This is a genomic window from Paenarthrobacter sp. R1 (assembly GCF_030264015.1).
Classification (GTDB): domain Bacteria; phylum Actinomycetota; class Actinomycetes; order Actinomycetales; family Micrococcaceae; genus Arthrobacter; species Arthrobacter ureafaciens.
In genome coordinates this window covers 468,379-494,617 of sequence record NZ_CP127115.1, presented here as the reverse complement: position 1 = coordinate 494,617, position 26,239 = coordinate 468,379, and the positions used below count along the sequence as shown (strand labels likewise).

Annotated in this window: 20 protein-coding genes and 2 tRNA genes; 16 read left to right on the top strand and 6 right to left on the bottom strand. The window is 64.6% G+C overall.

Translation table 11 applies throughout. The features are described 5' to 3' along the window. Positions 1-159 precede the first annotated feature (159 nt). The 3 genes from QN084_RS02445 to metG are packed head-to-tail and all read left to right on the top strand — an operon-like array spanning position 160 to position 5,317. Complete coding sequence (locus tag QN084_RS02445) at positions 160-2,970, top strand: FtsX-like permease family protein (RefSeq protein WP_069695122.1); 2,811 nt, start codon at positions 160-162, stop codon at positions 2,968-2,970. Next, positions 2,967-3,722 carry an ABC transporter ATP-binding protein gene (locus tag QN084_RS02440; RefSeq protein ID WP_021470919.1) on the top strand — a complete coding sequence of 252 codons (756 nt, stop codon included), beginning with the start codon at positions 2,967-2,969 and terminating at the stop codon, positions 3,720-3,722. Before QN084_RS02445 ends, QN084_RS02440 begins: the two co-directional genes overlap by 4 nt. 35 nt (positions 3,723-3,757) lie before the next feature. Then, positions 3,758-5,317: a methionine--tRNA ligase gene (gene metG, locus QN084_RS02435; protein ID WP_069695121.1), complete on the top strand. Its 1,560-nt coding sequence runs from the start codon at positions 3,758-3,760 to the stop codon at positions 5,315-5,317. Between the two features lie 114 nt (positions 5,318-5,431). On the opposite strand, the gene QN084_RS02430 is transcribed toward metG, so the two are convergent. The 4 genes from QN084_RS02430 to QN084_RS02415 all read right to left on the bottom strand — a co-directional run bounded on the left by QN084_RS02430 (position 5,432) and on the right by QN084_RS02415 (position 10,704). After that, on the bottom strand, positions 5,432-7,915 hold the full coding sequence (locus QN084_RS02430; RefSeq protein ID WP_069695120.1) for an ABC transporter permease: 2,484 nt from the start codon (positions 7,913-7,915) through the stop codon (positions 5,432-5,434). Positions 7,916-7,917: 2 nt separating this feature from the next. Further along, positions 7,918-8,712: an ABC transporter ATP-binding protein gene (locus tag QN084_RS02425; protein WP_069695119.1), complete on the bottom strand. Its 795-nt coding sequence runs from the start codon at positions 8,710-8,712 to the stop codon at positions 7,918-7,920. Positions 8,713-8,802: 90 nt separating this feature from the next. Then, positions 8,803-9,444, bottom strand: coding sequence for a LuxR C-terminal-related transcriptional regulator (locus tag QN084_RS02420; protein ID WP_406626602.1), 642 nt, complete (start codon positions 9,442-9,444; stop codon positions 8,803-8,805). 75 nt (positions 9,445-9,519) lie between these two features. Continuing rightward, positions 9,520-10,704: a sensor histidine kinase gene (locus QN084_RS02415; protein ID WP_069695118.1), complete on the bottom strand. Its 1,185-nt coding sequence runs from the start codon at positions 10,702-10,704 to the stop codon at positions 9,520-9,522. Between the two features lie 117 nt (positions 10,705-10,821). On the opposite strand from QN084_RS02415, the gene QN084_RS02410 reads away from it, so the two are divergent. From QN084_RS02410 to QN084_RS02365, 10 genes are all read left to right on the top strand, one after another. Then, positions 10,822-11,874: a 3-isopropylmalate dehydrogenase gene (locus tag QN084_RS02410; protein WP_069695117.1), complete on the top strand. Its 1,053-nt coding sequence runs from the start codon at positions 10,822-10,824 to the stop codon at positions 11,872-11,874. A 119-nt stretch (positions 11,875-11,993) separates the two neighbouring features. Beyond that, complete coding sequence (locus QN084_RS02405; protein WP_069695116.1) at positions 11,994-13,106, top strand: branched-chain amino acid aminotransferase; 1,113 nt, start codon at positions 11,994-11,996, stop codon at positions 13,104-13,106. 201 nt (positions 13,107-13,307) lie between these two features. After that, entirely contained in the window at positions 13,308-14,126 is an 819-nt protein-coding gene (locus tag QN084_RS02400) for an MBL fold metallo-hydrolase (RefSeq protein ID WP_069695115.1), read from the top strand. Positions 14,127-14,177: 51 nt separating this feature from the next. Then, a complete protein-coding gene (locus QN084_RS02395) occupies positions 14,178-14,954 on the top strand; it encodes a fumarylacetoacetate hydrolase family protein (protein ID WP_021470910.1) in 777 nt (258 codons plus the stop codon). 122 nt (positions 14,955-15,076) lie between these two features. Then, the gene (gene gltX, locus QN084_RS02390) at positions 15,077-16,597 is read left to right on the top strand and encodes a glutamate--tRNA ligase (protein WP_021470909.1); all 1,521 of its coding nucleotides are present in this window, start codon (positions 15,077-15,079) and stop codon (positions 16,595-16,597) included. A 12-nt stretch (positions 16,598-16,609) separates the two neighbouring features. Beyond that, entirely contained in the window at positions 16,610-17,350 is a 741-nt protein-coding gene (locus tag QN084_RS02385; RefSeq protein WP_069695114.1) for an HAD family hydrolase, read from the top strand. A 126-nt stretch (positions 17,351-17,476) separates the two neighbouring features. After that, positions 17,477-17,548, top strand: a tRNA-Gln gene (locus QN084_RS02380). 129 nt (positions 17,549-17,677) lie between these two features. After that, positions 17,678-17,753 (top strand) — tRNA-Glu (locus tag QN084_RS02375). Between the two features lie 202 nt (positions 17,754-17,955). Beyond that, positions 17,956-19,632: a dynamin family protein gene (locus tag QN084_RS02370; RefSeq protein WP_139126777.1), complete on the top strand. Its 1,677-nt coding sequence runs from the start codon at positions 17,956-17,958 to the stop codon at positions 19,630-19,632. Continuing rightward, the gene (locus QN084_RS02365; protein ID WP_069695112.1) at positions 19,629-21,248 is read left to right on the top strand and encodes a GTPase; all 1,620 of its coding nucleotides are present in this window, start codon (positions 19,629-19,631) and stop codon (positions 21,246-21,248) included. The genes QN084_RS02370 and QN084_RS02365 overlap by 4 nt, the downstream gene beginning before the upstream one ends. Before the next feature lie 6 nt (positions 21,249-21,254). Here QN084_RS02365 and QN084_RS02360 read toward each other — a convergent pair whose 3' ends face one another. Both QN084_RS02360 and QN084_RS02355 read right to left on the bottom strand, forming a co-directional pair. Then, entirely contained in the window at positions 21,255-21,791 is a 537-nt protein-coding gene (locus QN084_RS02360; RefSeq protein WP_069695111.1) for a DUF1697 domain-containing protein, read from the bottom strand. 12 nt (positions 21,792-21,803) lie between these two features. Continuing rightward, positions 21,804-22,523, bottom strand: a complete 720-nt coding sequence (locus QN084_RS02355) for an IclR family transcriptional regulator (protein ID WP_014922101.1) — start codon at positions 22,521-22,523, stop codon at positions 21,804-21,806. A gap of 113 nt (positions 22,524-22,636) precedes the next feature. On the opposite strand from QN084_RS02355, the gene leuC reads away from it, so the two are divergent. The 3 genes from leuC to murA all read left to right on the top strand — a co-directional run bounded on the left by leuC (position 22,637) and on the right by murA (position 26,238). Beyond that, positions 22,637-24,088 carry a 3-isopropylmalate dehydratase large subunit gene (gene leuC / locus QN084_RS02350; protein ID WP_021470835.1) on the top strand — a complete coding sequence of 484 codons (1,452 nt, stop codon included), beginning with the start codon at positions 22,637-22,639 and terminating at the stop codon, positions 24,086-24,088. A 9-nt stretch (positions 24,089-24,097) separates the two neighbouring features. Then, positions 24,098-24,697 (top strand): 3-isopropylmalate dehydratase small subunit, encoded by a 600-nt coding sequence (gene leuD / locus QN084_RS02345; RefSeq protein ID WP_069695110.1) that lies wholly within the window; start codon positions 24,098-24,100, stop codon positions 24,695-24,697. A gap of 215 nt (positions 24,698-24,912) precedes the next feature. Beyond that, positions 24,913-26,238: a UDP-N-acetylglucosamine 1-carboxyvinyltransferase gene (gene murA / locus QN084_RS02340; protein ID WP_069695109.1), complete on the top strand. Its 1,326-nt coding sequence runs from the start codon at positions 24,913-24,915 to the stop codon at positions 26,236-26,238. Position 26,239: the final 1 nt, after the last annotated feature.

Sequence of the window (26,239 nt, the reverse complement as noted above, 5' to 3'; positions counted from 1 at the left end):
GCATGCGTGGCCGGTCTGCTTACAATGGCTGGGTCCGGAATTCGGACCCGGCAGCAGGCCGGCCACTACTTTTTGCACACCAAACCCGCGGCTCCTTTGTGTTTTCGAAGGGTCGCGGTCCATGTGTGCGCGCCCGCAATCAAGGTCTCAGGGAGCCCAATGAACGCCGTCCAAAGGTTCATCAGAAGCCGTGTGCTGCTGCTGACCGCGGCCATTTTGATCGTCGCCATGTGCTTGTCCGTCGTCGTCCAGAGCCAGTCGCAGGCGGCCCTGAACAGGACTGTGGATGAGAACTCGCGGGGTCTTTACGACATCCTGGTCCAGGCAAAGCCGGACCAGGAGGGGGACGGCGAGGGCGGCTCCCTGATCCAACCCGAAATTGCCAACGGCCAGGGTGGCATCAGCTTTGAGCAGCTGGAAAAAATCAGGAACATGGGCAACACGGCAGTTGCCGCACCCATCAGCCTTGTTTCCCGCGTATCGCAGAACCTCGAGGCGCCGCGCCTGAATGCCATGGACTACCTCGGCTACAACTCGGGCCTTGCCGGGGCCATCACGGCAGGCGATCCCTCGGCGATGGACTCCGCCAAATGGCCGGAAGCCGAATCGGTATTGTCGGACACCCCGAAGAAGTACCGCTTGACGGCCACGGCCACCAGCTCTGATGGCGTCAACCAGCAGACACTCTTCAAGACCAGCGCGGAAGGCACCTTGGGCAAGGGCCGCCTGGTTGAGGAAAAGACCACCGGTGGCTCCAACGTCCGCATCGCCGGGCCGGAAGGGGAGACGGGCATCAAGTTCCCGGCCCCCGCGCTCGGCTCGGAGCACAACTTGTTCAACCTCTCGGTGGCCCTTCCCCTGGCCCCCGAGGTGACGGAGTCCGTCGTCGCCGTCGATCCCGCGGCCGAACGGGCGCTGCTTGGGACGGCAGGAGACTTCCTGGCACCGCTTGAAAAGGCCCCGCCGGCCGATGCCCGCAACGCGGGCGCAATCGGACGCCACTTCGAAAGCCTCTTCACCACCGGCTTGAGCATGGAGCAATTGGAGGAAGGCCCGGACTTCCTGGGCGTCAAGCTCAAGTACTGGGCCCCCTTGATGACCCAGTACCAGCAGGCCAAGCGTGACGGCCTGCTGACGGACGAGTCACAGGCGATCCCGCTGATTGTCCGCTCGGGCACGTCCCTGGACCTGCAGTACTCGGTGAAGATCGAGGAAATCGACTCCAACGGCAAGGTCCTTAAGGACGTGGGCACCGTGAGCCGTTCCCTGGACAAGGACTACCTCCCGTTCGTATCGAAGTCCCCGTTCGCTCTGGAATGGCCGGGTTCCACCGATCACAGCAAACTGCTTGGCAGCACCGCTTCCTTCAGCCAGGGCCTCTACAACCCGGCCACCTGGAGCACCGCTTTCGCTGCTGCACCGAAGTACAAGGACGGCGACGACGCCGCCAACGGTGCTTCCGACAAGACCGCCACGCCGGGGGACTGGGTGACGGTCAACCGCCTGCCGGAGAAGTCTTCGTTCGGGGCAGCGGTCGACCAGACGCAGCGCAAGCCCGTCGAAGAGCGCGCGTACCGCGAAGACCTGGCGACCGGCAAGAAGCCGGCTACTCCGATGCCCATGGTCTACGGCACCTTCAATCCCGGTGACGTCCAGGCAGCAGCCGGCGACGTGAACAAGCTTCCGCTGGGCGGCTACGATCCGGCACCGATGACCCTCACCAAGGACGCGAACGGAAAAGACGTCGAGGGTACCGTGCTCAAGCCTTCACTGAGTGCCACCGGCCTGGTGAGCCAGTCGGCCGGCGCGATCACCGACTACTACGGCCTTGCCGCCGCACGCGGCTACGACTCCAATGCCAACGTCATCGACGCCATCCGTGTTCGTGCCAATGCCCCGGGAAACTGGAAGCAGGCTCAGCCGGATGTCGAGAAACTGGCTTCGGAGATCCGCGCCCTCGGCCTGGAGGCAACCGTGGTGGCCGGGTCCGCCCGCGAGGACGTCAACATCTTCGTCTCCGGCTACAGCAAGGACGACTCGGGCAAGGAATCGGCCCTCGGGACGGTCCAGCAGTCGTGGGTACGGCAGGATGCCGCCGACGCTGTATCCGGTTCCCTGACCGGTACCAACATCACCCTGCTCTTCCTGACGTTGCTTGGAGCCACGCTCCTGACCGGCGCCTCGACCGTGAGCTACATCCGCCAGCGCAGAAGCGAAGCAGGAATCCTGCGCGCCATGGGGTGGACGCAGAAACGCATCAGGTCCTGGGTGCTTGAGGAGTTCGCCGTCGGTGCGGCTGCCCTCGCCGCTGCCGGAATCATCCTGAGCTTGCTGAGCTGGAACCTGGCGACGGTCATTGTGTCCGCCACCATGCTGGTCATCTACGCGGCAGCTGCCCTGCTGGCCGCACAGCAGCTGCGTCACCGCGTGGTGATTGACCAGGAGCCGCAGCACGACGACCGCCTCGTGACCGTGGACTCACCCCTGACGTTCGCCAACCGGCAGTTGACCACCAACAAGTTCAACTCAGTCTCGCTGGCAGTGGCAGTGGGAGTGTTCGGCGCAGCCGTCGGCGCGCTGATCGCCCTGCTGATCGACATTCCCCGGGCAGCCGGTGCCAGTGCCCTCAGTGGCCTGGCGGCTGCAAGTGTCGCTCTGCCCAGCGTGATCCTGGCTGTGTTCGGCGTCTTGGTCGGCCTGCTGCTCACACTTGTCACCGGGCGGTTCGAACTCCATGCCAAACGCGAATACCTGGGCACCCTCCGGGCCATGGGCTGGAACCCGGACATGCTGGGCCAGGTCCGCTTCTTCGAAAACGCTTTGGTAGGTACCGTGGCCCTTCCCCTCGGTGTCCTCGGGGCGCTGGGACTGGGGCTGCTCCTGGCCCCGTATGCGGCCCTCTGGGCCGGGCTGGCCGGCCTGCTGGCCGTAATTTGCTGGATTCCGATTGCAACGAAAGTAGTCAAATGACTGACAACCTCAACACCGAGCTGACGGCCACCCCGGAGTCCACGGAAGAGTCGCTGCAGACCCGGGCCAACACCATCGTCAAGGCCACGGACCATGCCACTCCGCTGGAACTGCGCAAGGTGACCATCCACTATGGCGGAGACAAGGGCGGGGCCGAGGAAGTCGACGTCGTCGATGACTTCAACCTGACGCTGCACGCAGGCGAGATGCACTGCATCGCCGGTCGAAGCGGCTCCGGCAAGACCAGCATCCTGACCGTCAGCGCGGGACTCACCCTCCCGACGTCGGGCCAGGTTTTCTGGGAAGGCACGTCGCTGGAATCGATGGGCGACGACGAGATCGCCGACCGCCGCAGGGCGCTCATCGGCTATGTCGACCAGGGCGGTGCCTTGATCGAGGGCATGAGTGCCCTGGAGAACGTGCTGCTTCCCGCCGTACCGGACGGCGAAGTGGAACAACGCACCGAAATGGCCAAGGACCTCCTGGACCTGGTGGGCCTGGGCCGCCGGATGCGCCACCGTCCCGCCCAGCTGTCCGGCGGTGAGCGCCAGCGCGTCGCGATCGCCCGCGCCCTGATCCTGGGCACCCGCGTCCTGGTGGTTGACGAACCGACGGCGAGCCTTGACCGCGCAGCGGCCAACCGCATCATCGGGATCCTGAAGGACACCACCAGTGACGGCATCGCCGTCCTCGTGGCGTCACACGACCACGAGCTGGTCCGGCTCAGCGATACGCTGACCGAGCTTAACTAAGCTTCTTCCGCTGAAAATAAAGGTAACTTCTTAGAGTGACGTCTGCAGAGAAATCCCCGTTCTACATCACCACGGCCATCAGCTACCCCAACGGCGTGCCGCACATCGGCCACGCCTACGAGGTCATTGCCACCGATGCCATGGCGCGGTTCAAGCGTCTGGACGGCCATGAGGTGTTCTTCATGACCGGAACGGACGAGCACGGACTCAAGATGCAGCAGTCCGCGGAGAAGGAAGGCCTGACGGCCAAGGAACTGGCCGACCGGAACTCTGCTGCCTTCAAGCAGATGAGCCAGGACCTCGGCATTTCCTACGACCGGTTCATCCGCACCACCGATCCGGACCACTACGCCGCTTCGCAGGCCATCTGGAAGAAGATGGAAGCCAACGGCGATATCTACCTGTCCAAGTACGAGGGCTGGTACTCCGTCCGCGACGAGGCGTACTACGTCGAGGACGACACCGTGGTCAAGGAAGACGGCCTCCGCTACTCCAAGGAAACGGACACGTTGGTGACGTGGACGGCGGAGGAAAGCTACTTCTTCAGGTTGTCGGCCTACCAGGAGAAGCTGCTCGCCCTCTATGAAGCCCACCCCGACTTCGGCGCGCCGCAGTCCCGGTTCAATGAGGTCATCAGCTTCGTCAAGCGTGGCTTGGAAGACCTCTCCATCAGCCGGACCACCTTCGACTGGGGTGTCCCGGTTCCCGGGGATGAGAAACACGTCATGTACGTGTGGGTGGATGCCCTCACCAACTACCTCACCGGCGCGGGCTACCCGGACACGGAGTCGGAATCGTTCAAGAAGTTCTGGCCGGCGGACGTGCACATCATCGGCAAGGACATCTCCCGGTTCCATGCCATTTACTGGCCGGCATTCCTCATGAGCGCGGGGCTGGAGTTGCCCAAGCGCGTCATGATCCACGGCTTCCTGACCAACAACGGCGTCAAGATGTCCAAGTCCCTCGGCAACGTCGTTGCCCCACGGGACTTCGTGGAGCGTTATGGCTTGGACCAGTGCCGCTTCTTCTTCCTCCGCGAAGTACCGTTCGGTGCCGACGGCAGCTACAACCACGAGGCAATCGTGGGCCGCATGAACTCGGACCTGGCAAACAACTTCGGCAACCTCGCGCAGCGCTCCCTGTCCATGGTGGCCAAGAACTGCGAGGGCAAGGTGCCCGTGCCGGGTGCTTTCACGGCCGAGGACCAAGCCTTGCTCGAACAAGCCGGAAAGTTGCTGGAGACGGCACGCGGCGCGTTTGAGAAGCAGGAGTTCAGCCGCGCCCTCGAAGCCATTTGGACGGTGCTGGGGGATACCAACGCCTACTTCGCCGAGCAGGCGCCCTGGGTGCTGCGGAAGACCGACGTCGAGCGCATGAACACGGTCCTCTACGTCACCTTGGAGGTGGTCCGGATCGTGGCGATCCTCGCCCAGCCGGTCATGCCGTCGTCGTCGGCCAAGTTGCTTGAGGTGCTGGGACAGCCGGAAGGCCCTGCCCGCCTGTTTACCGCGATCGCGGCGCCCATCCAGCCTGGCACGGAGCTTCCCGCACCCGTTCCGGTGTTCCCGCGCTACGAGGAACCCGCCGAAGCCTAGGTGAACGCTCTTTCACCTACCGCCACCACACGGCAAACGCTCTTCCACCTCCCTCCGTTGATCCGGGGAAGATGGAAGAGCGTTTTCGTTTAAGCGTGGTGATGTGACAGGGCGTCAGGCGGTGGCGAGCCCCTCCACCGGGGGCAACCGCGCTGCCCGGCGGGCCGGGACCACCGAGGCCAGGAGCCCTGCAACCACGGCGACGCCGAACACGGCCGCCAGCTGTCCCCACGGAACGGAAGGAATGACGTCGGCCATGCCGCCCAGCGTCGCCTGGGCACCCAGCCAGCCGTAGACAATGCCGAGGCCACCACCCAGGACGGCTGCCACGCCGGCCACCAACACGGCTTCGATGGCGAGCATCCCACGGAGCTGGCCCTTGGTCAGGCCGAGCGCCCTGAGCAGCGAGTTTTCCCGGGTGCGTTCCAGGACGGACAGCGACAGCGTGTTGGCGACGCCGATCAGCGCGATCACCACCGCGATCCCCAACAGCCCGGTGACCACCAGGAGCAACACGTCGATGATGCTGTTGAACGTCGCCCGCTCTATGGCCGCGCCGCTGACCGTCCGCTCAGGTACGCCCAAGGCAGCTGCGATGTTCTTTTGGATTGCCTGCACCTGCTCGCCGGAGACGGAGTCGGCCACCTTGACCCAGACCATCCCCGGTGCTTCCGTGAGCGGACCGGCGGTGATCGTGGAGTCGGCCACGAAGGACGGGATATGCCGGGTCGTGAGGACCGTAGCGTCGAGGGTTACCGTCCCGGCCGCCGTCGTGATGGACGCCGGGCCGGTGGGCGAGTCCTCGGGCAGGTAGGCCTTTCCGGGTGCGGGTCGGAGTTTCGCGTCCCGAAGCACGGCCGAAGCGTCGGCGCTGCCGAGGGCGTAGATGGCGCCGCCGCCGTCGGGCGCCGACCCGTCGGCGAGGCGGCCCACCGGCTGAAGGAGGGCAGCTGCGCTGACACCGTCCAAGGCACGGATCTTGTCCAGGGCCTGCTGCGCGTCGCCCGCATCCGGACCCACGGCGGTGGGCGCGGCCAAGTCGACGGGATACGTCTCGGCCAAGGTGCTGTTGAATGCCTGCCTGGCTGTCGACGCGCCGGTCATCATGAGCGACACGAGCGTCACTCCGATCAACAAAGCAGCAGCGGTAGCCGACGTCCGGGCCGGGTTGCGCGTGGCGTTGACGGCGGCAAGCTTGCCGGGCACCCCGGCCGGAGAAGCCAACCGACCTGCCCAGGACACCACAGCCGGAATGAAGAGGCTGGAGCAGAGCAAAACTCCAATGAAGGAAGCGGCGCCGCCAAGCAGGGCGACCTCCAAGGAGACCGAGGCGCTCCCAAACGCCAGCAAGGCACTTCCGCCGGCCAGGACCACCGCGCCCAGTACCAACCGCACCTTGCCGCGACGGTTCCGGACAGACGCGTCATCGGCCGGACGCAAGGCAGCAAGAGGTGCGACGGCGGTGGCCGCCTTCGCGGGGACCAGCGCGGCGATGACGGTCAGCAGGGTACCGGCAAGCAGCCCCGCAATAACGGCCGACGGCGGCACGGCCAGCGTGGCGAACGTTTGCCCGGGCTGGGTTGCAGCCCACGCGACGAGGCCGGACATGACCCCTACCGCGGCGGCGACACCGAGCACCGAGGCAAAGAAACCAACCGCCAGTGCTTCCACGATCACCGAGCCGCGGATCTGCGGGCGCCCCGCCCCCAGGCAGCGCAGCAGAGCCAATTCCCTGGTGCGCTGGGCAACCAGCACGGAGAACGTATTGGACACCACCAGCATGGACACTAGGATGGCCACACCGGCAAAGGCGAGCAGGACGATGGTGAGCTGGTCCTGGCCTCCGCTTAACATCGCAACGGTGGCGGTGACCTTTTCCTGTGCCGTTTGCAGGACCGGCCCCTCGGCTCCGGCCGCTTCCATGCGGTGTGTGATGTACTCCTTCGCGGCAGCAACGTCCTCGCCGGGCTTCAGAATGAATTGAACCCCGCTGAATTGGGCCCCGCTATGTCCTGTCCCCGCGCCCAGGACAGCATCGAGGACGGTCCCACCGGCAATCAGTTGTGCGGCGGAAGAGGCGAAGGGATCATTCGTGGGTTGGACCAGGCCGGAAACCGTGACTATGGCTTTCTCTTCCGGTCCGGAACCCCGCAACTCCATCGTGCTGCCGGGGTCCAGGCCCAGGTGCCGGGCCGTCTTGGCGTCCAAGAGTACGTCGAAGGGTTTCAGGGGCATTGTGCCGGATACCAGCTCGGCCCCTTCAAGTCCGGCGGGCGCCGCGTTCCGCAGCCGGCCGAACTGCTCGCCGTTTGCTTCGAAGGTCACGTAGGTGGACCGTTCGGCATAGCTCTGGTCAACGGCCGGCGACGACGCGGCGGCGTCCACCGCCGCTTTGCTGAACGGGTTCCCGTTCCTGGGCGTCGCCACCAGATCGGCGTTCCGGTAAGCCTCGCCAATGCTCGCCCCGAGCGAGGCATTGGTGCTGGCACCCACCATCAGGGTGGCCGACAGGAACATCACGGACAACATCACGGCCAAGCCGATGGCGATGAAGCGCCGGTAATGGGTCTTGAGTTGGGACAGTGCTACTCGCAGCACGCTCAGGCCCCCAGCTTGCCGAGGGCGGCCAGGACGGAGTCCGCGGTGGGCTGGTGGATCTCGCCCACCAGGCCACCGTCACTCATCAACACCACCCTGTCCGCATAGCTTGCGGCGACGGGGTCGTGGGTCACCATGATGATGCTTTGCCCCATCTCCCGGGTACTGCGCCGCAACAGCGCAAGGACTTCGCCGCCGGCCTGGGAGTCCAGGTTTCCGGTGGGTTCATCGCCGAAAACGACGTCGGGGCGCGTCAAGAGCGCACGGGCAACGGCTACGCGTTGCTGTTGGCCCCCGGACAGTTCGTGGGGCCGGTGCCGCAACCTGTCCTTCAACCCAAGCGTGGTGACGACGCTTGCCAGCCAGCCGGCGTCGACGTCTTTACCGGCCAAGGCGAGCGGGAGGGTGATGTTCTGTTCAGCAGTGAGCGTTGGCACCAGGTTGAATGCCTGGAAAACAAAGCCGATCCGCTCGCGACGGAGGGCAGTCAGTTGTTTGTCATTGAGCCCGGTCAACTCAGTGCCGCCAAGGAGGATCCGTCCGCTGTCTGCAGAGTCCAATCCGGCGAGGCAGTGCATCAGTGTCGATTTGCCGGACCCGGAAGGGCCCATGATCGCGGTGAACTTGCCAGCGTCGAAGCTGACACTGACGTCCTTCAACGCGATGACCTTGGTATCGGCGCGTCCGTAGCTTTTGCTCAGCGAGAACGCCTCGACGGCGGGACGCCCGGGAGCGGCGTCGGCCGGTGTTGGGTGGTCCGGTGTTGAAGGGTGCGGCATGGACGTGAAAGTTGTCATGTTTTCACGCTAGGCGGCAGGACCCCTCCAGCAGATCCGGCCACGGGCCCAAAGTCCGGCACCTCGTCTCATACTGTGGTCTGAGGGGAACTACAGCCCGGGGGATACCACTCCTGTTTCATACGCGATCACCACGATCTGGACCCTGTCACGGGCACCAAGCTTGGCGAGGATGTGCCCCACGTGCGTCTTGACGGTCGCTTCCGACAGGAACAACCCTGCCGCGATCTCCGGGTTCGATTTCCCCTGGGCGATCAGGGTAAAGACCTCGCGTTCGCGCGCGGTGAGCCGTTCCACGGCCGCGGCGTGCCCGCTTTGCTCCGGGGTCTGCGTTCGCAGCAGGGGCGCGACGTGATCCAACAGGCGCCGGGTGGTGGAAGGCGCGATCACGGCATCTCCGCGATAAACCGTGCGGATGGCTTCCAGCAGTTCCTCCGGCGGGGCGTCCTTCAACAGGAAACCGCTGGCACCGGCACGGATGGCTGCCAAGGCATATTCGTCAAGGTCGAAGGTCGTGAGGACAACGATCTTGACCCCGGCCCGTTGCGAACCTTCCGGTTGGGTCGCAGCCTGCTCCAGGATCTTCCGGGTGGCCTCGATCCCGTCCATGCCCGGCATCCGGACGTCCATCAGGACAACGTCGGCTGCCGTGGCGTTCAGGGCCTGGACTGCTTCGATGCCGTTGCCCGCCTCCGCCACGACCTCCAGGTCGGGCTGGGAGTTGATGAGCATGCTGAAACCGGAACGGACCAACTGCTGGTCATCGACGAGTGCTACGCGGATTGGCGGTGAAAGGTCGGGCAAGGATCAAGCCTCCGAATACGGGATAAGGACAGACACGCGGAATCCGCCGCCCTGCTGCGGGCCTGCGGACAAAGAACCATCGTAGAGGGCGATGCGTTCGCCCATCCCCGGAAGGCCGTTGCCGCCTCCCGGCACGGGCGGATCGGCTGCGGCGCCCCGGCCGTCGTCCCGGATATCAATCTCCAGTCCGCGGTTCTGCCACGTCAACACCAAGGCTGCCGTGGCGCTGGGGCCTGCGTGCTTGATGACATTGGTCAGGGCTTCCTGGATGGTCCGGTAGGCGGTCAGCTCAGCCCCTGCCGGCAACTGCCGGCGCGGTGTCCCGTGCTGCTCGAAAGACACCTGCAGGCCGGCCGCCCGGAAGCCGAGGAGCAGCTCGTCCAGGTCGGAAAGGCGGGGTTGCGGACGGGTGGGGGAGCCGTCGTCGGAACGCAGCACGCCAAGGAGCCGCCGCATCTCGGCGAGCGAGTCGCGGCCTGTTGCGGCGATGGTAGCCAGCGCTTCGGTGGCGAGTTCCGGTTTAGCGGCTGCCGCGTACCTGGCCCCGTCCGCCTGCGTGATGATCACGGACAGGGAGTGGGCAACAATGTCGTGCATTTCCCGCGCGATGTGGGAGCGCTCATCGGCAGCTGCAAGTTGGCGTTCCTGGTTGTGCTCGATCTCCAGGCGGCGGGTCCTGTCCTCCAACGCTTGCAGTTGCAGCCGCCGCACGCGCGTCAGGTCGCCCAAGGTCCAACTCACCAGCACCAGCATCCAGATCAGTACGGTGTACAAGGCTCCGATGGTAAGGCCCAGGATGCCTGAAGCTGCCGACCCCGAATACTCGCGGGTGGTCAGCATCACGCCGCCCAGCAGCCCCAGCAGCAGCACGGCGCGGCTGGCCCACGCCGGCCCGTAGGCCGCGGTCGCATAGATCACCAGCGGCACCGCTATCTGCCCCGCCACCGGCTCGGCCCCCGCCGCCCATTGGACAAGGCAGACCAGAACCACGACGCCGGCAGCCACCTCCGGGCGGGTCCGTCGCCACGCGAGGGGCAACAGGAGGCAGCACGACAACAGGAAGAGGAAGGGTCGTCCGGCGAGCAGGTACACAGGGCCGAAGAGGAGGACGAGGATGATGGCGGCAGTGAGGTCCACTGTGAAGCGGTTGGTGCGGAACCATTCGTATATCGCGTGCCTTCTATCCACTCCATGACTCTAAGTGCTGCGCCGGGCCGCACACATCATGCCGTGGTCTGACATCAATGCTGTTCAAGAAGTGAGACGATTTTGACCAGCATGTGGATTACTTGGCTAGATAGACCTATGAATGCATCGTCCATCAATCTCGCTGTCATCCCCGGCGACGGCATCGGCCCCGAGGTCATCGCCGAAGCCGTCAAGGTTCTGGAAAAGGCTCTTGCCGCCGAAGGCGTCACCCTTGAGCAGACCCATTACAAACTGGGCGCCCAGCACTGGCTTGAAACAGGAGAGACCCTCCCGGACGAAGTACTCGACGATCTTCGGACACGCGACGCAATCCTTTTCGGCGCCGTCGGTGCAGCCCCGGGGGACACCCGCATTCCCTCAGGCATCATCGAACGCGAAATGCTGCTCAAGCTGCGCTTCAGCCTGGACCACTATGTCAACCTGCGGCCCTCGCGTCTCTACAGCTCCGTGGGCAGTCCGCTGGCCAACCCCGGCGAGATCGACTTCATTGTGGTTCGTGAAGGAACAGAGGGACCGTACGTCGGCAACGGCGGAACCTTGCGCGGCGGAACCGCGCATGAGGTAGCTACCGAAGTGTCGCTGAACACCGCCCATGGGGTGGAGCGGGTGGTCCGTGATGCCTTCCGTCGTGCGAGCGCGCGTCCCCGAAAGCACGTGACATTGGTCCACAAGCACAACGTCCTGGTCTACGCGGGCCACCTCTGGAAGCGCACTGTGGAAGCCGTGGCCAAGGAGTTCCCCGAGGTCACGCATGACTACCTGCACATCGACGCCGCCACGATCTTCATGGTCACGGACCCGTCCCGCTTCGACGTCATCGTCACGGACAACCTGTTCGGCGACATCCTGACCGACCTCGCAGCTGCCGTCACCGGCGGTATCGGCCTGGCGGCATCAGGCAACATCAACATGGACCGCACCGCACCGTCCATGTTCGAACCCGTCCACGGCTCGGCCCCGGACATCGCAGGCCAGCAGAAGGCTGATCCCACTGCTGCGATCCTGTCCGCAGTGCTGTTGTTGGAGCACCTCGGCTACACCGGGGCAGCCCGCAAGATCGAAGCGGCAGTGATTGCCGACGTCGAAGCCCGCACCGGCGGGCCGCGCAGCACCGCTGCGATCGGCGACGCCATTGCGGCAGCACTTTAGGCCCAATACTCAGGCGTAAGCTTGTCTTGAATTATTTACCTGCTTCCTTGGTCCATCGCTGAACCACCCCTTTTGGGGGCCGCGGTTCGCACTGCCAGGTAGCTGACAGTGGAGGAAACATGACTCAGACTGCCCATGGCGTCGAATTCAGCCAGCAGCTTTCGGCCAACCCGAAATCTGCTGAGGAGCGTGCAGCCATCCTGGCAAACCCGGGATTTGGCGACTACTTCACCGACCACACCGCCGTCGTCGACTACAAGGTCGACGCCGAAGGCAATGGCGGTTGGCACAACGCCCGCATTGAACCGTACGGCCCCATCATGCTGGATCCCTCAGCTGCCGTGCTCCACTACGGACAGGAAATCTTCGAAGGGCTCAAGGCGTACCGCCACGCCGACGGTTCGGTCTGGACGTTCCGCCCCGAGGCCAACGCCGCGCGCCTGAACAAGTCCGCCCGCCGCCTGGCCCTGCCCGAGCTGCCTGAGGAGTACTTCCTCGGGGCCATCCGCGAGCTGGTCCAGGCGGACAAGGACTGGGTGCCCTCCGGAGACGGGGAAGCGCTGTACCTGCGTCCGTTCATGATCGCCACGGAGGCTTTCCTGGGTGTCCGGGCAGCCCGTGAGGTCTCCTTCCGCGTGATCGCCTCCCCGGCCGGCAACTACTTCGGCGGGGAGCTGAAGCCGGTGTCGATCTGGATTTCCCGTGAGTACGCCCGCGCCGGCCGTGGCGGAACCGGTTCGGCCAAGTGCGGCGGCAACTACGCTGCCTCATTGATCGCGCAGCAGGAAGCCGAAGCCAACGGGTGCAAGCAGGTATTGTTCCTGGACCACTTCAACGACGACGCCGTGGAAGAACTCGGCGGCATGAACGTCTTCTTCGTGTTCAAGGACGGTTCGCTGGCCACTCCGGCCCTGAGCGGCACCATCCTCGAAGGCGTCACCCGTTCCTCGGTGATCCAGGTGGCGAAGGACATGGGCCGCAAGGTCTCAGAGCGGAAAATCACCCTTGACGAGTGGCGCGACGGTGTTGCTTCCGGCGAGATCACCGAAGTCTTTGCCTGCGGCACCGCAGCCGTGATCACCCCGATCGGTGTCCTCAAGGACGCCACCGAGTTCATCGGTTCCGAGGACGCCAAAGCCGGCGAGACCACCATGGCCATCCGCGAACAGCTCCTGGGAATCCAGACCGGCAAGGTCGAAGACCGCCACGGCTGGCTGACCCGCCTGGTCTAGCAGGTACTACTGGTACAACCGGTACTGCCGGAATTTACGACGACGGCCCCCGCCTGAGGTGACAACGCCTCGCCACGGCGGGGGCCGCCGTCGTCCCCGCGTTCCTCTGTCACGTCCCGACGGTTTTCCCGCGTTCCTCTGTCACCTCCCGACGGATTTTCCCGCGTTCCTCTGGCACGTCCCGGATGCGAAGATGGACGGGTGACTTCCACTGACCCGGCTTCGACTGACCAGCCCTCCACGCACCCGGCGCCATCCCCGTTGACCCGGAGCAGCGAACTGACGCGCTTCAGGCTCGCGCCCAACCCGGGTCCGATGAGCCTGGACGGAACCAACTCGTACGTGATTGCCGCTGAGGGTTCCGGGCACGTGGCGATCGTTGACCCCGGTCCCGAGGACGAGGAGCACCTGGCAGCACTTGCGGCTGCGGGCGTTGTGGACGTTGTCCTGATCACTCACCGGCACGCCGACCACACCGAGGCATCGGCACGCTTCCATGAGCTGACAGGCGCGCCGGTCCGCGCGGCCCTTCCCGAGCATTGCCACGGGGGCGAGCCCCTCAGTGATGGCGAGGTCATTTACGGCGGCGGCGTGGAAATCAGGGTCATCGCTACTCCCGGACACACCTCGGATTCACTTTGTTTCCACTTGCCGACGGATGGTCCCACGGGCTCGGTACTTACCGGCGACACCATCCTCGGTCGCGGCACCACCGTCCTGGACTACCCGGACGGCCGGCTGGGGGACTACCTTGCCAGCCTGGATCGGCTTGAAGCACTGGGCCCGGCCACGCTGCTCCCGGCGCATGGCCCGGTCCTGCCGGCGCTGGACGAGAAATGCCGTGAATACCGGGACCATCGGGAACAACGCCTGGCGCAGATCAGGGCTGCCCTGATCCAAGTAGGCGGGTCCGCTACGGCCGCCGAGGTCACCGACGTTGTTTACGCCGACGTCGATCCGTCCGTCAGGTGGGCGGCCGAGACCTCCGTTGCTGCGCAGCTGGACTATCTGCGCAGCTGAGCCTGCCCTGACCTGCCGGATCCGGCTGCCCCGGACGGTAGGCTTGTGCCCATGCGTATCGCCCGGTTTGTAGTAGATTCTGATCCCCTTTACGGCGTCGTCGACGGCGAGCCCGGCAGTGAGGAAATTACTGTCATCAACGGCGACCCGTTCTTCAACGGCGTCGAACGTACCCACGTCAAACACAAGCTTGAAGACGTAAGGCTCCTGGCACCGATCATCCCGCGCAGCAAAGTCATCGGCGTGGGCCGCAACTTCGCCGAGCACGCAGCCGAACTTGGCAACGAAGTTCCCCAGCACCCGCTGCTGTTCCTCAAGCCCAACACCGCCGTGATCGGCCCCAACGATCCGATCGTGCTTCCGGAGTTTTCCGAGGAAGTTTCCTTCGAAGCCGAGCTGTGCGTCGTGATCGGCCGTATTTGCAAGGATGTACCGGAGGAACGCGCAGAGGACGTTATCTTCGGCTATACCTGCGGCAATGACCTTACGGCCCGCGACGTCCAGAAGACCGACCTCCAGTGGGCGAGGGCCAAGGGCTTTGACACTTCCGCTCCGCTGGGTCCATGGATCGAGACCGAACTGGATCCGGACGACCTCGCAGTCCAGGCCCGCCTCAACGGTGAACTCCGGCAGGACGGCAACACCACACAAATGATCCGCGGGGTCCGTGAGCTGGTTTCCATCGTTTCGCAGGCGTTCACACTCCTCCCCGGCGACGTCATCATGACCGGCACGCCCGCGGGGGTCGGCCTCATCTCCGAGGGCGACCGCATCGAGGTCGAGGTCGAAGGCATTGGCCGCTTGTCCAACCCGGTGGTCCGCCGCTAGGCGACCACCACCGTAGGTGGCCACCTCCTGATGGAAGGCCCGACGGCGGCACGCGGCTGTCGTCGTAGGGCGCTTTCTGGCGGGAAACCAGGGCGTCGGCAAGCGGTAAAGTTGGAAGCACTATGACTACTGCTTCTGCGTCGACCCCTGCCTCCAGCGCCATCCCCGCCGTCAATGCCGAGACCCCCGTCCGGGTCCGTTTTTGCCCGTCGCCCACCGGAACGCCCCACGTGGGGCTGATCAGGACGGCCCTCTTCAACTGGGCCTATGCGCGCCACACCGGCGGCAAGCTGATCTTCCGCATCGAGGACACGGACTCAGCCCGTGACAGCGAAGAAAGCTACCACCAGCTGTTGGATGCGCTGAAGTGGCTGGGCATCAACTGGGACGAGGGCGTTGAGGTTGGCGGCCCACACGAGCCGTACCGGCAGTCGCAGCGTGGCGGGATCTACCAGGATGTCATCGCCAAGCTCAAGGCCGGGGGACACGTCTATGAGTCCTACTCCACTCCGGAGGAAATCGAAGCACGCCACCGGGCTGCAGGGCGCGATCCAAAGCTCGGGTATGACGGCTTCGACCGCCACCACACCGAGGAACAGCTGGCCCAGTTCAAGGCGGAGGGCCGTGACGCTGTCCTGCGCTTGAGGATGCCGGACGAGGACATCACCTTTACCGACCTCGTCCGTGGCGAGATCACTTTCAAGGCTGGATCAGTTCCCGACTTTGCTGTGGTGCGGGCCAACGGGGCGCCGCTGTACACCCTGGTCAACCCCGTGGACGACGCACTGATGGGCATCACCCACGTCCTTCGCGGCGAGGACCTCCTTAGCTCGACACCGCGCCAGATCGCCCTGTACCGCGCCCTCTACGCCATTGGGGTGGCAGAGTACATGCCGGAGTTCGGCCACCTTCCGTACGTCATGGGCCAGGGCAACAAGAAGCTTTCCAAGCGCGATCCCGAATCCAGCCTGTTCCTGCACCGCGAACGTGGCTTCATTCCTGAAGGACTCCTGAATTACCTGTCCTTGCTGGGCTGGTCGTTGAGCGCGGACGAGGACATCTTCACGGTGGAACAGCTCGTGGCGAACTTCGACATCCACGACGTCCTGGGCAACCCTGCCCGGTTCGACCTCAAGAAGGCCGAGGCCATCAACGGAACGCACGTGCGCATGCTGGCTCCCGAGGTGTTCGAAGAGCGGCTGGTTCCGTATCTGCGGGCTGCCGGTTTCGTAGGCGAGATCCTGACGCCCAGGCAGGAAGAGATTCTGAGGGAAGCAGCCCCCTTGGTCCAGGAACGTATCGCCCTGCTGGGCGAAGCTCCCGAGATGCTCGCCTTCCTTTTCAAGGCGGACGACGCAATCGACATCGCCGACGACGCCCGGAAGGGCCTTCCGGCCAACCTCGAGGAAGTCCTCGACGCAGCGCTTGCGGCCCTTGAGCCCATCCAGGAGTGGACCGCGGAAAACATCCAGACCGCGTTGAAGCAGGCGTTGGTCGAGGACCTTGGCATCAAGCCGCGTGCAGCCTTCGGTCCTGTGCGCACAGCCATTTCCGGGCGTCGGATCTCGCCGCCGTTGTTCGAGTCCATGGTGATCCTCGGCAAGGATTCCTCACTGGCACGCGTCCGGGCTTTCCGGGGCTAGCAGGGGGCTGACATGGCAATCTCACGTTCCTTCGGCACCATTCGCGGTGTGCTTTTTGACATCGATGACACCCTGGTGGACCTTGAGTACGCCATGACCACGGCCCTGCGCGAGGTCAGCGAACATCTCCTGCCCGGCCTGGACCAGGCCGGGTGGGCGAAGTTCGGCCGGATATTCACCCACGAAACCACGCACTTCTACGACCGGTACCTGGCCGGCGAACTCACCTTCAATGAACAGCGGCTGCTCCGGGGCCGGGCCGCCCTGGGCCATTTCGGGGTGGAACTGGAGGAGGGCGAGGCATCGCAGGCCTGGGTAGCTGACTACCATCAGCGCCAGGTTGCCTATGTCCGCGCTTTTTCCGACGTCGCGGGTGTTCTTGACGCCCTGGATGCTGCGGGTGTCCCTTACGGTGCGGTGAGCAATAACGTCCACGATTACCAGCGCGCCAAGCTCGACGGTGCCGGGCTTGATCGCATCAAGATCCTGGTGGGGACGGACACGGTAGGCGCCGCCAAGCCCGAGCCGGCGATTTATCTTGAGGGCGTGCGCCTGCTGGGCAGCACGCCGGGGGAGACCCTGTACGTCGGGGACAACAGGCTGCTCGACGCCGAAGGTGCCACGGCCGCCGGCCTGGTGGGCGTATGGCTCAACCGCACCGGGGAAGTGGTGGAAGACTTCGCCGGACGGCAGGTGGACTCTCTGTCTGCGCTGCTGCTCCAGGCGCCTGCCTTGGAGCCCAACTCGTTGTGACGCAGCTAACGCCTCCGCGATTTGTGCAGGTGAAAAGACTCGGGTAGAGTAATTACTCGTGCTGAGGGGCACGGAGGGAAAATCCAAGGGAAACCGAAGATTGGAAGTCCGGCCCGAAAGTCACTTTGGGATATGGTGTAATTGGCAACACTACGGTTTCTGGTACCGTCATTCTAGGTTCGAGTCCTGGTATCCCAGCTCTGGAATTCATTACGAAAGTATTGAACAACGCAGAGAATTCAAATCGATTTAGACGATTTGGAAACAAGCTGAATGTATGAAATACTCATTCAGCTTGATCGCCGGAAACGGTGATAAATAGTGCAAGGCCCCATCGTATAGTGGCCTAGTACGCCGCCCTCTCACGGCGGTAACGCGGGTTCGAATCCCGCTGGGGTCACCACCGAATTCCCCCGGAACATGGTTCCGGGGGAATTCTTTTTTCCACAACGCACCCTGCTTGCAAGGATGGCAGCCTTCGGGGCTGGCATGATGAAGCAGTGACCGCAGATCAAGAACCCACCTCACCAAGCGCCCTCCCGGCAGGGTCTTCGACGGAGGGGCCCGTGGACACCCTCGAGGCAGCCCGGAACGAACTCGCAGTCATGACGCTGCCACTCGCGCTTTCCGACGCCGACGAGGGGCGCCGCTGGATCACGGCAGCCCTCGCGCAACTGGACGATTACGTCCTTCCCCGCTACCGCAGCCTGGACGCGCCGCTTCTCGCCGTCGTCGGCGGTTCCACCGGTGCCGGCAAATCGACGCTCGTTAACGCGCTGATGGGGTATCCCGTGACACGGTCAGGGGCAATCCGGCCCACAACCCGGCAACCCATCCTGCTGCACCACCCGGCGGATGCTGCGTGGTTCGAAGGCAGCCGGATCCTCCCCGGCCTCGAGCGCATTCGCGGCACTGTGGCCGCACACCCGGTCCCCGCCAGCCAGGCAGGGGCAACCCCGGACGCCTCCGCGATGACTTCCTTGGTACTGCTGGAGCAAGAGCAGGTGCCCCAAGGCATGGCCCTGCTCGATGCCCCGGATGTCGATTCGATTTCCGATGAGAACCGCCGGCTCGCAGGCCAGTTGCTCGCGGCGGCCGACCTTTGGGTGTTTGTCACCAGCGCAAACAGATATGCCGACGCCGTACCTTGGCGTTTGCTGCTGGACGCGGCCTCCCGGGACATCACCGTGGCGGTGGTGTTGGACCGCGTGCCGCCCGAGGCGGAAGCGGAGGTCCGCGAAGACCTGCAGGCCATGCTGACCGCCCAAGGACTGGGCGGGGCCATGTTGTTCGTCATCCACGAATCCCCGCTGGATGCCATGGGGATGCTTCCCGCCGGCTCCGTGGATTCGCTGCGCAGCTGGCTCGCGGGATTGGCTGCGGATGCCGGTGAGCGAAGTGCGGTTGCCCGCCGGACCCTCAACGGCGCCGTCAAAGCCGTGGGAACCAGGATGGAGGCCATCGCTGGGTTTGCCGATGCCCAGGAAGCCGCTGCCCGCGAACTCCGGGAGGGTGCCGTGGCGGAGTATTCGGAAGCGTTAAAGCGGATTCTCGACGCCACCAAGGATGGCGCGCTGCTCCGGGGTGAGGTCCTGGCCAGGTGGCAGGACTTTGTTGGCACAGGTGAATTCTTCCGTGCCGTGGAGCAAAACGTGGGCAGGATCAGGGATCGCATCGGAGCCTACTTCCGAGGGGAGCCGGCCCCGGCGGTGAAAGTGGAGACAGCTATTGAGACCGGCCTTCAAGCAGTCATCCTTGATGAGGCGGCGAACGCCGCGGAGAACGTGGACCGGCGGTGGAGATCGCAGCCTGCCGGCCGCCAGCTGCTGGGAACCGACGATCTTGCCGGGACTTCGCCGGATTTCGATGTCCGCGCCACAGCGGCAATCCGGAAATGGCAGGAAGGGCTCATGGAACTGATCCGTGAGCAGGGTCAGGGAAAGCGGACCCAGGCCCGGTGGCTTTCCTTTGGCATCAACGGACTCGGGGCGGCGCTCATGGTGGTGGTCTTTTCCATGACGGCCGGATTGAGCGGGCTTGAGATCGGCATCGCCGGCGGTACCGCAGTGGTGGGTCAGAGGCTGCTTGAAGCGGTGTTCGGCGAAGACGCCGTCCGTCGCCTGGCACATCAGGCAAGGGAGGATTTGCACGTGCATTGCCAGCGGCTCCTGGATAGTGAGCGGGCGCGTTTCCTCGACCGGCTGGACGACGCCCGGCCGATCGGCGGAAGAAGTTTGCGCCAGCACGCGCGCACACTGCGCCGTTTGGCGGGATCAGCATGAGCCGGCACAGCCTCGTACGGGAATCCTCAGCCCTGCAGACGCGCCTGGAAGCGCTGAACACAGCCAGGGAATTGGCCGAAGGGGTTTTGCCGGGGGCCGCCTTGCAAACCGTCCTCGAGGTCTTGGAGAGGGCAACGTCACGGCGTTCACTGTCCGCCGGGCACACTGTGGTGGGTTTCTTCGGTGCGACCGGCAGCGGTAAGTCCTCGCTGTTCAACGCAGTCTCCGCCAGCAGCCTCGCCACGGCGGCAGCACGAAGGCCCACCACCTCGGCCCCCCTTGCCGGCATCTGGGGCGTGGACGGCAGCGGCCCGCTCCTTGATTGGCTGGGTGTTCAGGAGCGGCACAGCCTCCCCTCCGTGCCGGGACTGGCGGATGACAGTACGGGACTGATCCTGCTGGACCTGCCCGACTTCGACTCCACCAAGGTGGAAAACCGTCAACTGGTGCAGCGCCTGGCCGGGATGGTCGACGTCCTGGTGTGGGTGCTGGACCCGCAGAAATACGCCGACGCCGCGGTCCATAATGATTTCCTGCGTCCCATGGCGTCCCATGGTTCGGTCACGCTGGTGGTCCTGAACCAACTGGACAAACTCAACCCGGACGACGCCGCGCTGGTCATCGAGTCGCTGCGCGGAATCCTTGCGAGGGACGGGTTGCCGGGAGTTCCCGTGATGGGTGCCTCCGCGCTGACCGGCGACGGCGTTGTCACGGTCCGCGGGGCCATCAAGGACGTCGTGGTGCGAAGGGAAGCTGCAACGCGGCGTCTCTCCGCCGACGTTTCGGCCGCTGCGGCCGGGCTTCGCCAGGTGTCGGGAACAGGCGAGGCCCGCGGGATCTCTGATGGCGCGACCAAGACTCTGGCCAAGGAGCTGGCCATCGCGGCCAATGTTCCCGTGGTGGTGGATGCAGTGGCCCGTTCGTTCAAGCGCGAGTCGGCCCGGCGCACAGGCTGGCCGGTGACGCGTTGGTTGTTGCGTTTCCGTCCGGATCCATTGCGTCGGCTGAACCTGGGCAGAACAGACACCAAAGCCGAACTGAACCGCACATCGTTGCCGCCGGCCGGAGCTCCTGAACGTGCCAGGACGGATGCTGCGGTGCGGAACTTTGCCGATGACGTCTCGGAAGGAGCGCCCGGCCCATGGCGGGCTGCCATCCGCAGTGCGGCGCGCGAGGGCCGTGAGCAGTTGCCCGATGCGCTGGACCAGGCCATCGCCACAACGGACCTCAAAGCCTCCACACGTCCCCTGTGGTGGGGGATATTCAACGCGCTGCAGTGGCTCGCGTTCCTGCTGGCCCTTGGTGGGCTTGGTTGGTTGGGCGTCCTGGCGGTGCTCGGCTATTTCCAGATGCCTGTCCCTGAGGTGCCGCGTACGGAAGGATGGCCTTGGCCGACCCTGATGGTCGCCGGGGGAGTGGTGCTGGGACTCGTCCTGGCTGTGGCCGGCCGTGTACTTGGGGGCTGGGCTGCCCGCATCCGTGCCCGCGGCGTTGCCCGACGACTCAATTCCGCTGTGGCCGAGGTAGCAGGCCAACGCATTGTGGAACCCGTCAAGGCCGGGATCGGGAAGCTGAAATCGTTCAACGCGGCGCTGAAGGCAGCCCTGAAGAGCTGATTGAACCTAGAGGGCGGCGGCGGCGTCCCGGACTTTGATCAGCGTCCGGAGGTTACGGGTGGTGGTCGTCGCTTTATAGCGGGCCTTGGCGGACAACTTGCTGAAGGGGCTGTCCAAGGTGCCCCCTGCCGGAGCCAGCCACGAGGACGCCTCTGGTCCCAGCCGGGTCTGCTCGACGCCGCCAAGGGCCTCACCCGCGTCGAAGAGTTCGTCCAGCATGGCATCGTCCGAGGCGAGGGTGACGTAGCTGTGGGTGGACTTGTCATCCGCGGGGTAGGGGCAAGCCTCCACCAACTCGGCCACGCGGGCAGCGGTCAGGACCACCACCCACGCATCGTAGCCAAAGGACTCGCGCAGGCATTCCTCGAACCGGGACTTCACCTCGGCAGGGCCAAGTTCACTTTGCAGTACCACGTTGCCGCTGGCCAGCAGGGTCTTGACCTTGGCGAAGGGATAGTCCTTCAATGCAGCCTTGAGGTCAGCCATCTTGATGGTGATGCCACCGACATTGATTCCGCGAAGAAACACTGCATAGTTCTCCATGGCCGTCCTTGGTTAGTCGTTGTTCTTCCGGAGCGCCTCGGTCAGCACCCTGGCTGCATTGCAGACTACCTCGGCGTGCAGGCGGCCGGGTTGGCGGGTGAGGCGCTCAATCGGGCCCGAGATGGACACTGCGGCAATGACGCGGCCGGAAGGACCCCGTACCGGCGCGGAAACCGAGGCAACCCCCGGCTCGCGCTCGCCGAGGCTCTGGCCCCAGCCCCGGCGTCGTACTCCTGCCAGGACGGTGGGCGTGAACCGTGCGTTCTGCAGGCCTTCCAGGAGACGGTCGTGGTCTTCCCACGCGAGGAGCACCTGCGCGGCGGACCCGGCCTTCATGGACAATTGGGTGCCTACGGGAATGGTGTCGCGCAAACCTATGGGCCGCTCGGCGGAGGCGACGCAGACACGCCAGTCTCCCTGGCGGCGGAAGATCTGGGCGCTCTCGCCCGTGGCATCGCGCAATTGGATCAGCACGGGTCCGGCAGAAGCGATGAGCCGGTCCTCGCCCGCTGCGGAGGCCAGTTCCACGAGGCGGCTGCCCAGGACGAACCGCCCTTGGATGTCCCGGCTGACCAACCGGTGGTGGACCAAGGCAAGCGCGAGCCGGTGAACGGTCGGCCTGGCCAGTCCGGTGGCCGCTACCAGCTGGGCCAGCGTGGTGGGCCCGGCCTCGAGGGCGTCCAGTACCTGGGCCGCTTTATCAATGACACCGACTCCACTAGAATTGTCCATGTAATGATATTGCCGTCTCAATATCTGAGATGCAAGTTGTTTCGCTGGCCTACTTTGCAGCCGTGCTGCTTGAGTGGGTGTAGATCAATCAACAGTTTCGAAGGGAGCAGGCCGTGGGAAAGACACTGGCCGAGAAAGTCTGGGACGCGCACGTGGTGCGCAAGGGTGAAGGCGAAGGAGCCAATGCCCAGCCAGACCTTCTTTTCATTGACCTGCACCTGGTTCACGAGGTCACCTCGCCACAGGCATTCGAAGGCCTGCGGCTGGCCGGCCGCAAGCTGCGCCGCGTTGACCTCACCATTGCCACCGAGGACCACAACACGCCGACCTTGGACATCGACAAGCCGATCGCGGACCTGACCAGCCGCACGCAGATTGAAACCCTCCGCGCCAACTGTAAGGAGTTCGGTGTCCGCCTGCACTCCCTCGGTGACAAGGAACAGGGCATTGTTCACGTCGTTGGACCGCAGCTCGGTTTGACCCAGCCCGGCATGACAGTGGTCTGTGGTGACTCGCACACCTCAACCCATGGCGCATTCGGCGCGCTGGCAATGGGCATCGGCACTTCGGAAGTCGAACACGTCATGGCAACCCAGACGTTGTCCTTGAAGCCCTTCAAGACCATGGCCATCAACGTCGAGGGCACGCTCCGCCCGGGGGTCACGGCCAAGGACATCATCCTGGCCGTCATCGCCAAGATCGGCACCGGCGGCGGCCAGGGCTACGTCCTGGAGTACCGCGGATCGGCCATCCGTGCCTTGTCCATGGATGCCCGCATGACGATCTGCAACATGTCCATCGAGGCCGGAGCCCGTGCCGGTATGGTCGCCCCGGACCAGACCACCTACGACTACATGCAGGGACGCCCCCACGCGCCCCAGGGCGCCGACTGGGACGCCGCCGTCGAATACTGGAACACGCTGCATACCGACGACGACGCGACGTTCGACGTCGAGGTGGACCTGGACGCCAACACCCTTGAGCCGTTCGTGACCTGGGGTACCAACCCGGGCCAGGGCGTTTCCCTCTCGGCCAAGGTGCCGTCCCCGGAGGATTTCGGTGATGAGAACGCCAAGCTGGCCGCCGAACGTGCACTGACCTACATGGGCCTGGAAGCCGGAACTCCCATGAAGGACATCAGGGTGGACACTGTCTTCCTGGGTTCCTGCACCAACTCCCGCATCGAGGACCTGCGCGCCGCGGCAGATATCATCCGTGGCCGCGAAAAGGACCCGAACGTCCGCATGCTCGTGGTCCCGGGTTCCGCCCGCGTCCGCCTCGAAGCCGAGGCAGAGGGGCTGGACAAGGTCTTCAAGGACTTCGGTGCCGAGTGGCGTTTTGCCGGATGCTCCATGTGCCTGGGCATGAACCCGGACCAGTTGGAGCCGGGAGAGCGCTGCGCGTCCACGTCAAACCGCAACTTCGAAGGCCGCCAGGGCAAGGGTGGCCGCACGCACTTGGTTTCACCCGTGGTTGCCGCAGCTACCGCCGTGCGCGGCACTCTGAGCTCGCCGTCGGATCTTGAATCCGCCCCCGCCGCCACGCTGACCGGAACCGCAGTCTAGGAGGATCCCATGGAAAAATTCACCACCCACACCGGAATCGGCGTTCCGCTGCGCCAGAGCAACGTGGATACGGACCAGATCATCCCGGCTGTCTACCTCAAGCGCATCACCCGTACCGGCTTTGAGGACGCCCTGTTTGCCGCGTGGCGCAAGGATGAATCGTTCATCCTCAACCAGGCCCCGTTCAACGCAGGTTCCGTCCTGGTGGCGGGACCGGACTTCGGCACGGGTTCCTCGCGTGAACATGCCGTGTGGGCCCTGAAGGACTACGGGTTCAAGGCTGTCCTATCCTCCCGTTTTGCCGACATCTTCCGGGGCAACTCGGGCAAGCAGGGGCTCCTGGCGGCCCAGGTTGCCCAGGATGACATCGAGCTCATCTGGAAGGTGCTGGAAAACAACCCCGGTGCCGAGGTCAAGGTGGACCTCGTGTCCAAGACCGTCGAGTGCGGCAATGTGGTTGCCCCGTTCGAGATTGACGATTACACGCGTTGGCGGCTCCTGGAAGGCCTCGACGACATCGGGCTCACCCTGCAGCACGAGGCGGACATCACTGCCTACGAGGCCACCCGGCCATCTTTCAAGCCGACGACGCTTCCTGCCAGGAGCTGAATTAGCAGACGCTTAAAGGGGCAACATACGCCCATCGAAAAAGACCGGAAGTCCCTTTCACCAGGGCCTCCGGTCTTTTTTCGCAGGGAGCCCGGGGCCATGCGATGAACCCGGCGCGCGGGGGCTGCATTTCGGTTAGGTAACGCGAGCTTCTATGCTTAGCAGGAGCCTTTGAAAGTATTGGGGGGCGAGTAGTCGTGAGGAAACCGGTATAGATGAGTAGTGTTCTGACAATCCGCGGTGGCGTCCCTTTGACCGGACGAGTAACCGTTCGGGGGGCCAAGAACCTTGTACCCAAAGCCATGGTTGCGGCACTGCTGGGCAGTGAACCTTCCGTGCTGCGGAACGTGCCGGAAATCAAGGACGTCGAGGTTGTCACCAGCCTCCTGCAGCTCCATGGCGTGACGGTGGTGAAAGACCCGGCGACGGGAGACCTGACGTTGGACCCCAAGGACGCCAAGACCGCGTCCAGCACCGCCATTGACGCCCACGCAGGCGATTCCAGGATCCCGATCCTGCTTTGCGGGCCGTTGATCCACGCGATCGGCGAGGCCTTCATCCCGGACCTGGGCGGCTGCAAGATCGGGGACCGCCCCATCGACTACCACTTGAACGTGCTTCGCCAGTTCGGTGCCGTGGTGGAGAAGCGTCCCGGCGGCATCCACATTTCGGCACCGAACGGGCTCCACGGCGCCAAGATCTCCCTGCCGTATCCTTCCGTGGGTGCTACCGAGCAGGTTCTCCTCAGCGCTACCCGCGCGGAAGGAATCACCGAGCTCTCCGGCGCAGCAACGGAGCCCGAGGTGGTTGACCTCATTGCCGTGCTCCAAAAGATGGGCGCGATCATCAGTGTCCAGACGGACCGCACCATCAGGATTGAAGGCGTCAAGGACCTCGGCGGCTATAACCACCGGGCCCTGGCAGACCGCAACGAATCCGCTTCCTGGGCCTCGGCGGCGCTGGTCACGCGGGGTGACATCTTCGTTGAAGGTGCATCCCAACGCGACATGATGACGTTCCTGAACACGTACCGGAAGGTGGGCGGCGGGATGGACATCGGCGACGACGGCATCCGTTTCTACCACCCCGGCGGAAAACTGACGCCGTTGGTGCTGGAAACCGACGTACACCCCGGGTTCATGACGGACTGGCAGCAGCCCCTGGTGGTTGCCCTGACGCAGGCCGAAGGTGTGTCGATCGTGCACGAAACCGTGTACGAGAACCGCTTTGGCTTTACCGATGCCTTGGCGCGCATGGGGGCGAATATCCAAGTCCACCGCGAATGCCTTGGCAGTGTTCCGTGCCGGTTCGGCCAGCGGAACTTCCTGCACTCCGCCGTGATTTCCGGCCCCACTCCGCTCCGCGGCACCGAAATTGACATCCCCGATCTCCGCGGCGGTTTCAGCCACCTGATCGCCGCCCTGGCAGCAACCGGTACCTCGCGGGTCACCGGCATCGATATCATCAACCGTGGCTACGAGCGCTTCACTGAGAAGCTCGCGGGCCTTGGTGCCGATTTCGACCTCACCACTACCAAGTAGC

Coding starts and splice junctions, on each gene's coding strand:
- QN084_RS02410 (WP_069695117.1), top strand. CDS start 10,822: ATGAATGCATCGTCCATCAATCTCGCTGTCATCCCCGGCGACGGCATC.
- QN084_RS02405 (WP_069695116.1), top strand. CDS start 11,994: ATGACTCAGACTGCCCATGGCGTCGAATTCAGCCAGCAGCTTTCGGCC.
- QN084_RS02425 (WP_069695119.1), bottom strand. CDS start 8,712: ATGACAACTTTCACGTCCATGCCGCACCCTTCAACACCGGACCACCCA.
- QN084_RS02420 (WP_406626602.1), bottom strand. CDS start 9,444: ATGCTCATCAACTCCCAGCCCGACCTGGAGGTCGTGGCGGAGGCGGGC.
- QN084_RS02360 (WP_069695111.1), bottom strand. CDS start 21,791: ATGGAGAACTATGCAGTGTTTCTTCGCGGAATCAATGTCGGTGGCATC.
- QN084_RS02395 (WP_021470910.1), top strand. CDS start 14,178: ATGCGTATCGCCCGGTTTGTAGTAGATTCTGATCCCCTTTACGGCGTC.
- murA (WP_069695109.1), top strand. CDS start 24,913: ATGAGTAGTGTTCTGACAATCCGCGGTGGCGTCCCTTTGACCGGACGA.
- QN084_RS02370 (WP_139126777.1), top strand. CDS start 17,956: ATGACGCTGCCACTCGCGCTTTCCGACGCCGACGAGGGGCGCCGCTGG.
- leuD (WP_069695110.1), top strand. CDS start 24,098: ATGGAAAAATTCACCACCCACACCGGAATCGGCGTTCCGCTGCGCCAG.
- QN084_RS02385 (WP_069695114.1), top strand. CDS start 16,610: ATGGCAATCTCACGTTCCTTCGGCACCATTCGCGGTGTGCTTTTTGAC.
- gltX (WP_021470909.1), top strand. CDS start 15,077: ATGACTACTGCTTCTGCGTCGACCCCTGCCTCCAGCGCCATCCCCGCC.
- QN084_RS02445 (WP_069695122.1), top strand. CDS start 160: ATGAACGCCGTCCAAAGGTTCATCAGAAGCCGTGTGCTGCTGCTGACC.
- QN084_RS02355 (WP_014922101.1), bottom strand. CDS start 22,523: ATGGACAATTCTAGTGGAGTCGGTGTCATTGATAAAGCGGCCCAGGTA.
- QN084_RS02440 (WP_021470919.1), top strand. CDS start 2,967: ATGACTGACAACCTCAACACCGAGCTGACGGCCACCCCGGAGTCCACG.
- QN084_RS02365 (WP_069695112.1), top strand. CDS start 19,629: ATGAGCCGGCACAGCCTCGTACGGGAATCCTCAGCCCTGCAGACGCGC.